We start from the raw sequence: 13,220 nt of genomic DNA, 5'->3' as shown, positions 1-13,220 counted from the left end.
GCTAATAGAATGATTACGATGCTTCATGTACACCTGTTATTACGCCTTGAGAGGCAACTTATTCAAAATCTGAGACTGGAAAATCTGTGGCCAATCTCGAGCAACTAACATTTGATAAAATGCCGAGTCTGGTTGCAAAACACCGAACAAGGCAACATTGTCATAGGGGAGATATTTTTTATGCTGCTGATAATATTGCAATTCAACTAAACCTAAAGCGCCAACCAAAAAATGCCCGCCACCAATAACACTCACAGAGTGCTGGCGACAAAGCTGTAAAATCTCAGGTGAAGTATTGATCGTACCGACAAATACATCTTTACCAGACACCAAACCTTTTTCCTTCAATGCCTTAAGCACCCCAATCGCCATACGATCACTGGCGGTCCAAATCACATTCAGATCAGGATAACGATTCAGCAGGGTTAACGCTTGCCCATAAGCCACGGCCTCACTCCATTGGCCATAAACCGTTTGAGTCAGAGTGGCATTGGACTGCATAAAGAAATAGTCACTGGCGCCTTGGGTACGTAGCACTGAAGCAGGCGTCGATTTATCGCCCGAAATCAACAGAACTTTAGCCGCCTTTCCCTCTAAGTCGTCCATTAAGGCCTTAGCGGTCGCCGAACCAATAGCGTAATTATCGGGAATAATGGCGGGTAACAGATATTCTTGCCAATGGGGATCTTGCAGCAAGGCATCACGCTCGCCAGGGGAAATATCATTTAAAATCAATTGCACATAGACAGGGTGAGGATAAAGCACCTGCAGCATTTTTATCGCTGATTGTTTTTCATTAACCAGAATAACGTAATTAGGTAACGCCTTTGCAGAAGCTAACAACTCATCGAGTAGAGTGATCATCTTGAAGTGATTGCGATCGGAATGAATGATATCGAGTTTAATATCGAGTGTCGTCGATGCCGCCAACATCAATTGGTCGACATCTCCCCAAAAACTGTCATCGACAGCCCCAGGATTAAAGAAAACCACATCGAGTTTTGCCCATGCTGCCCCACCAAAACCCGCAGTACAGATAAACACACACGCTAACATCCACGAACGCATAGGCGAGTTCTCCTCGACCATGTTCCCTCAAATGTCATCCTTCACAAGAGGTCACTTTATTATTATCGATTCACAACCTTGTTACCGCATCGCCGCCCAAAATGTTGCTAAAATCGGCAGCAGATGTTTCGATTAAACCACAAAATGATACAAAGTATACTTTATATGCTGACTATTTATTCCGACACCCTGTCTGTATAAGGAGTTCGAGTGGCTCAGTAGCAGAATGTAAGTGGCGGCCTTATGGTCAGTCTTGCGACCTAACCACGGAGAAAATGACGGGGACTTAAAAGGAATACAAGTTAGAACTCAGACGTTAATGCAGCCTGGCGGTCAAGTTGAATCAAGGTCGTGAGGGGTACCATGATTTTCAGTGGAGGGTCAACCAACTGAGACTGTGCAACGATGCCCTCATATAATGGCATAGGTTGACTAATCTCTATTAACTGATTGAAATAATTAAATATAATCATCAAGTGCTCAATCTATTCAGTCGTAATCATTTCTCCTAGAATCAATCCTTTATAACTCATATTCATTCAAAGGCACTAAATTGTGCTTGTGACTCTTCTTTTAATCGGTCGCAACATACACCTTCAATCGTCTCGATGTACTCCAAGTGCTGTGTAGCCCGCATCGCCAAACAAAAAGGTTGGCAGTAGCCAACCTTTCAATACGCTAATAATCATAAATGCAGTAAATGCGATCGAATTTGCCTAGCGCTAAATCCGCTTGGTGGATAATAAAATTCAACTGCATAGAATGCTCACTGTAGACGACTTTGAACAGTACTAGATAATCTTCGGCATTGCCGCCTAACTCAGCCGCGGCGTGGAGTTCGGGGGCTTTATAGCGGCTATCTCCATGGCCATTAATGCTGGCGATACCATCGTAATACGGCAGCGGCTGCTCGGGGACGAGCAATGCCTGCAAGTTGGATGACCGCCACCCGGGCAATGCAGCCCATTGCGGTTGAGTGAGAATCTGACCGGGGATTAACCCCTGCTTATTCATTTGCATCAGCTCATAGCCCTTGAGCTGATCTTGCCACTCTGGTGCCAATTCATCATCCACAACCGCTAGGGCCTCCAGCACCATAGCTTGCTGCGGTTCAGGCAGTGCTTGTAAACGTGCCTTGGCTAACCGCAATAAATGCGGGTTGTCACTGTTAATCATGTCAGTGGCTATCATCTTAATGCTGGCAATCCCCTTAAGTTGATAAGCCGCCTCATACTCATAGTTTGCACATACCGCATCGTCGAACTTAAGCTCGGCAATCGCTTTCCCAGAGTTCAATTGCTGACCCTCTGCGACATAATAGACATGGCCGCGAAGCATTTCCGAGAATCGCCAGCGCTCCAAAAAGAACAACAATCGCCCCTCTCGAGGCAAATAAGATTGAAAAGCCTTCAGTTCGCTACAATTGATTTGTGCGATAAATTGCATGGGCACACGGAAGGCTTGCGCAGCCTCGTCCCAATCCCAATGATGCTCCTCATCAGTCTCCCAATCCTTCTGCCAGTCTTCCCGCCAATGCTCCTTGATAAACTCGCGACTATGACCAAAACTCTCAACATAGCCATCAAGCATCTCCTCCCTTCCGACCAAAGTCACCGGATAATCCATGCCAACAGGCAAATCCGGCAATCCACCCAGTCGGCTATTACCTAACTGGCCATAGTCTTCGATTGCACAGGGATAGAGATCGACACTATTGCGAATAAATGCCGAAAGCGTATGGGCAAGATGCGGGTCTTTAAACTGCGCCAACTTTTGCTCTAGCAACTGCTGACGAATGGGGGAATTTTCTGCTAACAACATATCCATATTTACCTCACGACTCCAATGTTTGCTTTTATCATTTCTATCAACTATTTGCCATCTTCAAATAAGGTAAATTGCCAAACCTATCACACGATTAGCAAAGCCGGAGTCAACGGCTTGCTAATGAGAAGGGCAACGGCCTAGGCGATAGGAAACCCCTCCCATTAATTACTGCTACACTCAAATTCAGCGAAAAAGATCAACAAAAGGATTTGTTTATGGCGATTGCCTGTGTCAATACCCGAGCCAGTTGTGGGGTCGAAGCTCCTCAAGTCACAGTTGAAGTGCATCTCAGCAACGGCTTACCAGCATTTAATCTTGTAGGCTTACCCGAAGCTTCGGTAAAAGAAGCCCGTGAGCGAGTACGCAGTGCCTTGATCAATGCGGGATTCGAGTTTCCAATGCGGCGGATAACAGTCAATCTCGCGCCAGCTGATTTACCTAAACAAGGTGGCCGCTACGACTTACCCATCGCCGTGGGCATATTGGCGGCTTCGGAACAGATTCCCATTAACAGTTTAAAAAATATCGAGTTTGTCGGCGAGCTGGCACTGTCAGGGCACATACGTTACTGCCAAGGGTTATTGCCCGCGATTATCGCGGCGAAGCGCCAAGACCATACCTTGGTCTTACCGCTAGATAACCGCCACGATGCAGAGCTAGTCGGCTATCCCAATGTGTTATTTGGTTCGCATCTGCAAAGTCTAGCCGCGTATTTACAAGGGCAAAACCAACTGCCCACACTGGCGCCACAGTTAGAATGGGTAAGCCAAGAGACACCCGAGTCCCATAGTTGCCTGAGCGATGTGATTGGCCAATATCAGGCCAAGCAAGCACTCGAAATTGCCGCTGCGGGTAACCACAACCTCTTGATGCTAGGCCCGCCGGGTACTGGCAAGACCATGCTTGCCAGCCGCATGATGGCGCTATTGCCCGCGCTCAATTATGAGGAAGCGTTAGAAGTGGCGGCAATTCATTCCGTTGCTGGACTCGACATTAAACCGCAGCATTTTTTACAGCGACCATTTAGGGCGCCGCACCACACGAGTTCTTCGATTTCCCTCGTTGGCGGTGGCAGTATCCCAAAACCTGGGGAGATCTCCCTCGCCCATCGCGGTGTATTATTCTTGGATGAAGTGGCTGAATTTCCTCGTAAAGTCTTAGATTGCCTGCGTGAACCGATGGAAACCGGCGAAGTGGTGATTTCCCGCGCCGCCGCTAAGCTGACATTTTTGAGTCGATTCCAATTAATCGCAGCGATGAATCCTAGCCCTAGTGGCGACTTGGATAGCCATCATAGATCCAGCCCTGAACAAATCCAACGTTACCTTTCGCGGCTTTCAGGTCCGTTTCTCGATCGTTTCGACTTGACCATAGATGTGCCCAAACTTCCCGCGGGCACCTTGACTCAAGCCGCGCCGCAGACAGAAACCAGCCAAGATATCGCCAAACGAGTGAAGCTAGCACGTGAACTACAACTTGCCCGTGCTGGTGTGCTCAATAGCGAACTTACAGGGAAACAATTGAAACGCTTCAGCGGACTCAGTGATGCTGATTTAGTGTTTTTGGAGCAAAGCGTGGTGAAGCTTGGCCTATCTGTTCGCAGTTTTCATCGTATACAAAGAGTCGCCCGCACTATCGCCGATCTTGAACAAGCACCTAACACCGAACGCCGCCATCTTGCCCAAGCACTGGGTTATCGTGCTATGGATAGGTTGCTGGCACGACTATCCCAGCAATATTGAGTCAGCAGCTTTACAGTGAAGATGAACAAATGCACCGACCAGCAGTGCCTAAGATTGAGCCAAACGCCTACACCGAGTAACATAGGCCTCCAATTTTTGTCAGGGGGCTCGGATGGGAATGCTGTTTTCACAGATAAAAGGCTGTATTGCATTTTTAGGTTACGTTATAAATACCGTCTTTTGGACTATCCCAATCGTGTTAATCAGTTTTATAAAACTGATACCTATCAGTCCATTAAGGACTGCGACTAGTCATGTGCTCGACTTTTGTGCCAGTGCTTGGATCAGCGTCAATGGCGTGATTGAGCGTTGCTTGCATCCCGTTAAAATAGAACTGAGTGGTGACACCGACTTTTCCACTAAAGAGTGGTATATGGTGATTGCCAACCACCAGTCTTGGGTCGATATCCTGATCCTGCAGCGGATTTTTAACCGAAAAATCCCTTTCTTAAAGTTTTTCCTCAAGCAAGAGCTGATTTTTGTGCCTGTATTAGGCCTAGCTTGGTGGGCACTCGATTTTCCTTTTATGCGTCGTTATAGCACAGCACAGTTGCGTAAGAACCCTAAGTTAAAGGGCAAAGACATTGAAATTACACGTAAAGCCTGTGCTAAGTTTAAGGCTAAGCCTGTGAGTGTGATGAACTTTGTCGAAGGCACGCGCTTCAGCAAGGCTAAGCATCAAAAACAAAACTCACAGTTCCAACATTTGCTAAAACCTAAAGCGGGCGGTATGGCCTTCGCGCTATCAGCCATGGGTGAACAGATCCACAAGCTAGTCGATGTCTCCATTTACTACCCAGACGCAGTGCCGAGCTATTGGGACTACCTGACAGGCAAGTTGCCAAGCGTTAAAGTACACATCAAGGTCTCCGATATTGATCCTGCGATGCGCGGCGATTATATGAATGACCGCGATTTTAAAATTGGCTTCCAAGAACAACTGAATCAACTCTGGCTCACTAAGGATCAAGTGTTAAGCCAACTCGCTAGCCAAGCGAATAAAGAATAAAGGTAACGCCACTATGTTGAATTTCCTGCCTGGTTCAGTGTTGTTTATGCTGAGCTTAAGCTTGCTGATCATTAATACCGCCATTTGGGGCTCGCTTATCAGCATTGGCGGATTAGTGAAACTTGTGATGCCAGCGCAAGGTGCGCGCAATGCGGTGACTGCGGTCATGAACCGTTTTATGTGGGCTTGGGCCTGCTGCAACGGTGGCATCTTGTATTTGATCGCTAAAATTGAGTGGGATGTCAAAGGGCTCGAAGGACTCGATAAAAACAGCTGGTATTTACTGATCAGCAACCACCTCAGTGGATTCGATATCGCCGCGCAAACTTACGTGTTACGTAACCACATTCCCATGCTGAAGTTCTTCCTCAAAAAAGAACTCATCTATGTGCCCATCATGGGCCTAGGATGTTGGGCGCTGGATATGCCATTTATGAATAGAACCAGCCCCGCAAAACTCAAAAAGAATCCAAAGCTTAAGGGCAAAGATTTAGCGACCACACGCCGCGCCTGTGCCAAGTTTAGCAATATGCCCACGTCAATCATTAACTATGTTGAAGGCAGCCGTTTTACCCAAGATAAACATCAGCGCCAAAACTCGCCTTATCAACATTTGTTACGTCCTAAAGCGGGTGGTATCGCCTTTACCTTATCAGCCATGGGCGAACAATTTACTAACCTGCTGGATATGACAATCGTCTACCCAGATGCGCCTGAAGATATTCTGTTTGGGGTGATGAATGGTAAGGTCAGTAAGATTATTGTGCGAATTAACGCCCTGCCCGTGCCTCAGGTCGATGCGGCACGTTATTTCTCTGAGTCTGAGTACCGCGTCGAATTCCAACGCTGGTTAAACCAAGTGTGGGCGGAAAAAGATCAACAAATTAATGCTTTACTCCAAACGCACCAAAGTGTGAATAATAAGGCCACCAGCCCAAATCACACTCAAGCAAGCTAGCTCGTCTCTAGCTTTGCTCTAGTTTAGCAACGCATGCCGCTGCAGCGGATAACTCCAATTCATTGAATACGGTTATTCCTGCGGCACTGAGTTTTTCAGCTGTTAATCCTCGTCCCGCAATTAACTGTTTTACAAATTGACCATCGTAAATCTGCCTATTACCACAGGATGGACTGCGGGCTTTTAAAATCGCCACTTTAATCCCGTGTTGCTGCGCCAGCTTAAGCGCGAGATCGGCTCCCAGACTAAAAGCGTGGGTCACATCCTCACCTTGGGCAGTTAAGATGCGCTGTCCAATCCGTTCCGCTGGCGGTCTAGGTGTTGGCAAACCGCCTGCACATTCGGGACAAATCGCCACAATCCGCCCTTGTTCGAGCCACGTTTGCACCAGCTCGCTCTCCATCAAGTTATGGCCACCGTCGTAGCGCACCGCTTGTCCGAGTAAACAACTGCTCACTAACACTTTTTCCACTGTCATCCCCAAATGTCTCATTCCGCCAATAGCATAACGCGAAGGATAAACATGCCAAATGCATTTGGACGATTGCCCCCAAAACCATCAACATCCGCAACGAGGTTGGAAGGTTAAAACCATGCCATTGTTGACAATTTAATATTTAAACATTCATAACATAAAATATTAATAACGATATAATTAAAATAAAATGATAAAAATCAATTGCAAAAATAGAAATTCATTGAAATATAGACTTACGTCTAAGTAAACACATTGTTGACAATCCACCAAGGGAGGGCTATTTTTTACCCATTGTCGACAATCCTATTAATAGTGATGCGCTCTATGTTGAAGCAAGACACGACGTTCATTTCTGATGACACTCAAGTTCCCCACCTGCACAAGGTAAAATCGACCTCGGCAGATAAGACGTCGACCACATTAGCCGATCAAATTTTGGTGCAGATCCAAACCAGCATCATCAAGGGCGAACTGCCTGCAGGCAGCAAGATTAACGAGCAAGCACTGGCCGAAAAATACGGCATCAGCCGCGGCCCGACCCGCGAAGCACTGCAAACCTTAGAAAGACAACGTTTAGTGGTGCGTGCGCCCCATGTTGGTGCCCGCGTCGCCCAGCTAACAGTGAGTGAACTTAACGATTTATATCAACTACGTAGCGTGCTTGAAGGCATGGCCTGCGAACTCGCCGCCAGCCGTATTACCCCAGAACAATTAGCCAAATTAGAAGATCTGCTCGCAACGCAAGAAGCGGCGCTCGCCAAGGGCGATACTTACTTCCAAGAGGAAGGCGATGTCGACTTCCACTACCAAATTATTCAAGCCAGCGGTAACAAGCATCTGCAGGAAACCTTAGTCGGCGGCCTGTATCACCTGCTACGTATGTACCGCTACCAGTGCACCAATAAAAATCGCCCAGTGAAAGCGATTGCCGAACACAGACGCATAGTCGAAGCCATTGCCCAGCGCGATGGTGAGTTGGCCAGTTTGCTGATGCGCCGCCATATCGAACAGGGGCGTAAAAATACCGAATTACGCTTAATTGAATTGCAAGCCAATGCAGCCGCAAAAGAAACCTTAGCCAACATTAGCTAAGTTCTTACGGCTCAATATGCCCACTTCCCATAAAATGGAAAAGGATAAAACCATGACCCAAAGCGCAGGATTACGTTTTCGCCAAGCTCTTGCTAAGGCCAAACCGTTACAAATCGTTGGCACCACCAATGCCTATTTTGCCTTAATGGCAGAGCAAACTGGCTTCCAAGCCTTGTATCTTTCGGGCGCTGGCGTTGCCAATGCTTCCTACGGTTTGCCTGACTTGGGCATGACCTCAATGAATGACGTGCTGATTGATGCAGGCCGCATCACCTCTGCCACGCAGGTGCCTTTATTGGTCGATATCGATACTGGCTGGGGCGGCGCATTCAACATTGCTCGTACCATCAAAGAATTCGAAAAAATCGGTGTCGCCGCAGTGCACATGGAAGACCAAGTGTCGCAAAAACGTTGCGGTCACAGACCCAACAAAGCAGTCGTGAGTATTGAAGAAATGGTCGATCGCATTAAAGCGGCCGTCGATGCCCGTACCGATCCTAACTTTGTGATCATGGTGCGTACCGATGCGGTCGCCGTGGAAGGTTTAGAAGCGGGTATTGAACGTGCGCAAGCGTATATTGCCGCCGGCGCCGACATGATCTTCGCCGAAGCCTTAACTGAGCTAGACCAATATCGCCACTTCAAGGCTCAAGTTAAAGCACCAATTTTGGCGAACATGACTGAATTTGGTCAAACCCAATTGTTCAATAAAGAAGAACTCGCCGAGGCGGGCGCCGACATGGTGCTCTACCCACTCGGTACTTTCCGTGCAGCCAACCAAGCCGCACTGAACGTCATGCAAGCGCTGATGAATGATGGTCATCAACGCAACGTGCTAGACACTATGCAGACCCGTAAAGACTTGTATAAATACTTGGGCTACCACGCCTTTGAAGACAAGTTAGATCAACTGTTCAGCCAAGATAAATAGCTAAACAAGCGAGAAAGAAAAATACACAAGACCATGGATTGTCAGTAGAAGCGCAAGCTCATGTTGTTACTGAAACCCAGACGCTTTGCCCCCAAGCAGCAAGGCGTCACCGAAAAGCTGCAACCCTACAGGGTTTGGCGTTAATGCAGATTTAACGTTAAACACGTTACATAAAAAGTGCAGCCTTAACCAATAAATGTCGGCGAATGAACACTCAAAAATAAGTGCATTCATCCGCCAGCAATAACCAAACAGAGTTAACGGAAGGGAAGGATTATGTCAGAAGCTAAAAAACTAAGCGGTGCAGGATTACGTGGCCAGAGCGCAGGCGAAACCGCATTAAGCACAGTGGGCGTGTCAGGCTCGGGCCTAACGTACCGCGGTTATGATGTGAAAGATCTCGGTGAAAATGCCACCTTCGAAGAAGTCGCCTACCTTATTCTTTACGGCGAGCTGCCCACTCAAGCCCAACTTGATGCCTACAAAACCAAACTCAAAGGCCTTCGCGGTCTGCCGCAAGCCTTAAAAGAAGTATTGGAGCGCATTCCAGCCGACACTCATCCTATGGATGTAATGCGTACTGGCTGCTCTATGCTAGGCAACTTAGAAGCCGAGCACAGCTTTGCCGAACAGAGTGAAATTACCGACCGTTTACTCGCCGCGTTCCCATCGATCATCTGTTACTGGTATCGCTTTAGCCACGATGGCGTGCGTATTGATACTGAAACCGATGACGATCAAATTGGCGCACACTTCCTCCACTTATTACATGGCAAAGCGCCGTCGGCACTGCATGCTAAAGTGATGGACGTATCGTTAATTCTTTATGCAGAACATGAATTTAACGCATCAACCTTTACCGCTCGCGTATGTGCTTCCACGCTGTCAGATATGCATTCATGCGTCACTGGCGCCATTGGTTCACTGCGCGGCCCGCTGCATGGCGGCGCGAACGAAGCGGCGATGGAACTCATTAAAGATATGAAAGATGAAGCCGATGCGCGCGACATCTTAATGGGCAAACTCGAGCGTAAAGATAAGATCATGGGCTTCGGCCACGCAATTTACCGCGACAGCGATCCACGTAACGCCATCATCAAAGAATGGTCAGAAAAACTGGCGGCGGCCAACGGTGACGACCGCCTATACCGAGTATCAGTTGCCTGCGAAGCCCTGATGTGGGAACAGAAAAAACTCTTCTGTAATGCTGACTTCTTCCACGCCAGCGCGTACCACTACATGGATATTCCGACTAAGTTGTTTACGCCAATCTTCGTGTGTTCACGCGTCACTGGCTGGGCGGCGCACGTGATGGAGCAACGCTCTAACAACCGCATCATCCGTCCGAGTGCCGATTATGTGGGCGTGGCGCCGCGCAAAGTGGTACCAATTGCCAACCGTTAAGCAAAATTGACCACACTTGGCGCGAGATTTCACTCAATGTAAGTCTCGCGCCAACTTCATTTTCCGAAATGGATGATGTTATGAGCACTGCTATGAATACCCAATATCGCAAGCCCTTACCCGGCACTCAACTCGATTACTTCGATACCCGCGAAGCCGTAGAAGCCATTCAAGCTGGCTCGTATGCCAAGCTGCCTTACACCTCGCGCGTTTTAGCTGAAAACTTAGTCCGTCGCTGCGATCCGGCCGTTTTGACCGACTCGCTAAAACAGATTATCGAATCTAAGCAAGAACTGGATTTCCCTTGGTTTCCTGCCCGCGTGGTGTGCCATGATATTTTGGGGCAAACCGCTTTAGTTGACCTTGCAGGTCTGCGTGACGCTATTGCCGCTAAGGGTGGCGATCCGGCCAAAGTGAACCCTGTTGTACCAACACAATTAATTGTGGATCACTCACTCGCTGTCGAATTTGGTGGTTTTGATAAAGACGCCTTTGCCAAAAACCGCGCCATCGAAGACAGACGCAACGAAGACAGATTCCACTTTATTGATTGGACGCAAAAAGCCTTTAAAAACATTGATGTCATCCCTCAGGGTAACGGCATCATGCACCAAATTAACTTAGAACGTATGTCGCCTGTGGTGCATTCACGCAATGGAGTGGCCTTCCCCGATACCTTAGTCGGTACCGATAGCCACACGCCGCACGTTGATGCGCTCGGCGTTATCGCCATAGGTGTCGGCGGCTTAGAAGCCGAAAGCGTCATGCTAGGGCGCGCATCCTATATGCGTCTACCGGACATTATCGGTGTCGAGCTCACGGGCAGACCACAGCCAGGCATTACGGCTACCGATATCGTATTAGCCTTGACCGAGTTTCTACGCGCACAAAAAGTCGTCTCCTCTTATTTAGAGTTCTTCGGTAAGGGCGCAGCGGCGCTGACATTAGGCGATCGCGCCACGATTTCGAACATGACGCCTGAGTTTGGCGCTACTGCGGCCATGTTCTACATCGACCAGCAAACCTTAGATTATTTGACCTTAACTGGCCGCGAAGCCGAGCAAGTTAAACTGGTTGAAACCTATGCCAAAACCGCAGGTTTGTGGGCCGACAGCTTGACCGAAGTACACTATCCACGCGTACTGCATTTTGATTTATCTTCGGTGGTGCGCACCATTGCAGGGCCATCAAACCCACATGCACGGGTGCCAACATCAGAATTGGCTGAGCGCGGAATTAGCGGCGTAGTCGAAAACGAGCCAGGCTTAATGCCCGATGGTGCTGTGATTATTGCGGCGATTACCAGCTGTACTAATACTAGTAACCCACGCAACGTGATTGCTGCAGGTCTCATTGCCCGCAACGCCAACGCTAAAGGCTTAAGCCGCAAACCTTGGGTCAAAACCTCACTGGCACCCGGCTCAAAAGCGGTGCAGTTGTATTTGGAAGAAGCCAAGCTATTACCTGAACTTGAACAACTCGGCTTTGGGATTGTTGGTTTTGCCTGCACGACGTGTAACGGTATGAGCGGCGCGCTAGATCCTGTGATTCAAAAAGAAGTGATCGACCGCGACTTGTACGCTACCGCAGTGTTATCGGGTAACCGAAACTTTGATGGCCGTATTCATCCCTATGCAAAACAAGCTTTCTTAGCATCGCCGCCATTGGTCGTCGCCTACGCGATTGCAGGCACCATACGTTTCGATATCGAAAAGGATGTGTTGGGATTAGATAAAGACGGCAACCCTGTCAAACTTATCGACATTTGGCCATCGGATGAAGAAATCGATGCCGTCATTGCGACCAGTGTTAAACCTGAGCAGTTCCGCAAAGTGTACGAGCCCATGTTCGATTTAGCCGTCGATTACGGCGAAAAAATCAGCCCGCTGTACGATTGGCGTCCGCAATCTACTTATATTCGTCGCCCACCTTACTGGGAAGGCGCATTGGCGGGTGAACGCGCACTCAAGGGTATGCGACCACTGGCGGTACTGGGTGACAACATCACCACCGACCATTTATCGCCCTCTAACGCCATTATGATGGACAGCGCCGCGGGCGAATATCTGCACAAAATGGGCTTGCCGGAGGAAGACTTTAACTCCTACGCCACCCACAGGGGCGATCACTTAACCGCCCAACGTGCGACCTTTGCCAACCCTAAACTTAAAAACGAGATGGCAATCGTTGACGGTAAAGTGCAACAAGGTTCACTGACGCGTATCGAGCCAGAAGGTCAAGTGACCCGTATGTGGGAAGCGATTGAAACCTATATGGAACGTAAGCAGCCGCTGATCATCATAGCGGGCGCAGATTACGGCCAAGGTTCGTCCCGCGACTGGGCTGCCAAAGGCGTGCGTTTAGCGGGCGTTGAGGCCATTGTTGCCGAAGGTTTCGAGCGCATTCATCGCACTAACTTAGTCGGTATGGGCGTGTTGCCGCTGGAATTTAAAGCTGGTGACAACCGCGCCACCTACGGTATAGACGGCACAGAAGTGTTCGATGTCCTAGGCACGCCAGCGCCAAGAGCGGACTTAACTGTCGTTATCACCCGTAAAAACGGTGAGCGCATCGAAGTACCGGTGACGTGTCGTCTCGATACCGCCGAAGAAGTGTCTATCTACGAGGCGGGCGGCGTATTGCAACGCTTCGCACAGGACTTTCTTGAATCAAATCAGGCTTGAGTCGACATTTGAATCGACGCTCGAGTC

Annotated in this window: 10 protein-coding genes; 7 read left to right on the top strand and 3 right to left on the bottom strand. The window is 48.6% G+C overall.

From position 1 onward, the window contains the following. Positions 1 to 39 precede the first annotated feature (39 nt). Entirely contained in the window at positions 40 to 1,068 is a 1,029-nt protein-coding gene (locus tag L5M51_RS18235) for an ABC transporter substrate-binding protein (RefSeq protein ID WP_263173997.1), read from the bottom strand. A gap of 678 nt (positions 1,069 to 1,746) precedes the next feature. After that, entirely contained in the window at positions 1,747 to 2,895 is a 1,149-nt protein-coding gene (locus L5M51_RS18230; protein WP_263173996.1) for a YwqG family protein, read from the bottom strand. A 215-nt stretch (positions 2,896 to 3,110) separates the two neighbouring features. Here L5M51_RS18230 and L5M51_RS18225 point away from each other — a divergent pair, with 215 nt between their 5' ends. The 3 genes from L5M51_RS18225 to L5M51_RS18215 all read left to right on the top strand — a co-directional run bounded on the left by L5M51_RS18225 (position 3,111) and on the right by L5M51_RS18215 (position 6,604). After that, positions 3,111 to 4,637: a YifB family Mg chelatase-like AAA ATPase gene (locus tag L5M51_RS18225; protein WP_263173995.1), complete on the top strand. Its 1,527-nt coding sequence runs from the start codon at positions 3,111 to 3,113 to the stop codon at positions 4,635 to 4,637. Positions 4,638 to 4,749: 112 nt separating this feature from the next. Further along, positions 4,750 to 5,646: an acyltransferase gene (locus L5M51_RS18220; protein ID WP_105250476.1), complete on the top strand. Its 897-nt coding sequence runs from the start codon at positions 4,750 to 4,752 to the stop codon at positions 5,644 to 5,646. A 13-nt stretch (positions 5,647 to 5,659) separates the two neighbouring features. After that, positions 5,660 to 6,604, top strand: a complete 945-nt coding sequence (locus L5M51_RS18215; protein WP_263173994.1) for an acyltransferase — start codon at positions 5,660 to 5,662, stop codon at positions 6,602 to 6,604. Between the two features lie 7 nt (positions 6,605 to 6,611). On the opposite strand, the gene L5M51_RS18210 is transcribed toward L5M51_RS18215, so the two are convergent. Next, positions 6,612 to 7,076 carry a DUF523 domain-containing protein gene (locus L5M51_RS18210; protein WP_263174022.1) on the bottom strand — a complete coding sequence of 155 codons (465 nt, stop codon included), beginning with the start codon at positions 7,074 to 7,076 and terminating at the stop codon, positions 6,612 to 6,614. A 330-nt stretch (positions 7,077 to 7,406) separates the two neighbouring features. Between L5M51_RS18210 and L5M51_RS18205 the strand changes: the two genes are divergently transcribed. From L5M51_RS18205 to acnD, 4 genes are all read left to right on the top strand, one after another. After that, entirely contained in the window at positions 7,407 to 8,174 is a 768-nt protein-coding gene (locus L5M51_RS18205; protein ID WP_173248015.1) for a GntR family transcriptional regulator, read from the top strand. Positions 8,175 to 8,226: 52 nt separating this feature from the next. Further along, positions 8,227 to 9,105 carry a methylisocitrate lyase gene (gene prpB, locus L5M51_RS18200; RefSeq protein WP_263173992.1) on the top strand — a complete coding sequence of 293 codons (879 nt, stop codon included), beginning with the start codon at positions 8,227 to 8,229 and terminating at the stop codon, positions 9,103 to 9,105. Positions 9,106 to 9,381: 276 nt separating this feature from the next. Then, on the top strand, positions 9,382 to 10,509 hold the full coding sequence (gene prpC, locus L5M51_RS18195) for a 2-methylcitrate synthase (RefSeq protein ID WP_263173991.1): 1,128 nt from the start codon (positions 9,382 to 9,384) through the stop codon (positions 10,507 to 10,509). Positions 10,510 to 10,589: 80 nt separating this feature from the next. Then, entirely contained in the window at positions 10,590 to 13,193 is a 2,604-nt protein-coding gene (gene acnD / locus L5M51_RS18190; RefSeq protein WP_263173990.1) for a Fe/S-dependent 2-methylisocitrate dehydratase AcnD, read from the top strand. The last annotated feature ends 27 nt before the right edge of the window (positions 13,194 to 13,220 follow it).

Origin of the sequence: Shewanella sp. SM73 (genome assembly GCF_025653795.1) — a bacterium.
Lineage (GTDB): Bacteria > Pseudomonadota > Gammaproteobacteria > Enterobacterales > Shewanellaceae > Shewanella > Shewanella oncorhynchi.
The sequence above is the reverse complement of the archived record's forward strand: the minus strand, read 5'-3'. Positions and strand labels throughout refer to the sequence as shown.

What these genes read in the sequence shown, in the direction of transcription:
- prpB (WP_263173992.1), top strand. Translation starts at nt 8,227, where the DNA reads ATGACCCAAAGCGCAGGATTACGTTTTCGCCAAGCTCTTGCTAAGGCC.
- L5M51_RS18215 (WP_263173994.1), top strand. Translation starts at nt 5,660, where the DNA reads ATGTTGAATTTCCTGCCTGGTTCAGTGTTGTTTATGCTGAGCTTAAGC.
- L5M51_RS18225 (WP_263173995.1), top strand. Translation starts at nt 3,111, where the DNA reads ATGGCGATTGCCTGTGTCAATACCCGAGCCAGTTGTGGGGTCGAAGCT.
- L5M51_RS18205 (WP_173248015.1), top strand. Translation starts at nt 7,407, where the DNA reads ATGTTGAAGCAAGACACGACGTTCATTTCTGATGACACTCAAGTTCCC.
- prpC (WP_263173991.1), top strand. Translation starts at nt 9,382, where the DNA reads ATGTCAGAAGCTAAAAAACTAAGCGGTGCAGGATTACGTGGCCAGAGC.
- L5M51_RS18220 (WP_105250476.1), top strand. Translation starts at nt 4,750, where the DNA reads ATGGGAATGCTGTTTTCACAGATAAAAGGCTGTATTGCATTTTTAGGT.
- acnD (WP_263173990.1), top strand. Translation starts at nt 10,590, where the DNA reads ATGAGCACTGCTATGAATACCCAATATCGCAAGCCCTTACCCGGCACT.
- L5M51_RS18235 (WP_263173997.1), bottom strand. Translation starts at nt 1,068, where the DNA reads ATGCGTTCGTGGATGTTAGCGTGTGTGTTTATCTGTACTGCGGGTTTT.
- L5M51_RS18230 (WP_263173996.1), bottom strand. Translation starts at nt 2,895, where the DNA reads ATGGATATGTTGTTAGCAGAAAATTCCCCCATTCGTCAGCAGTTGCTA.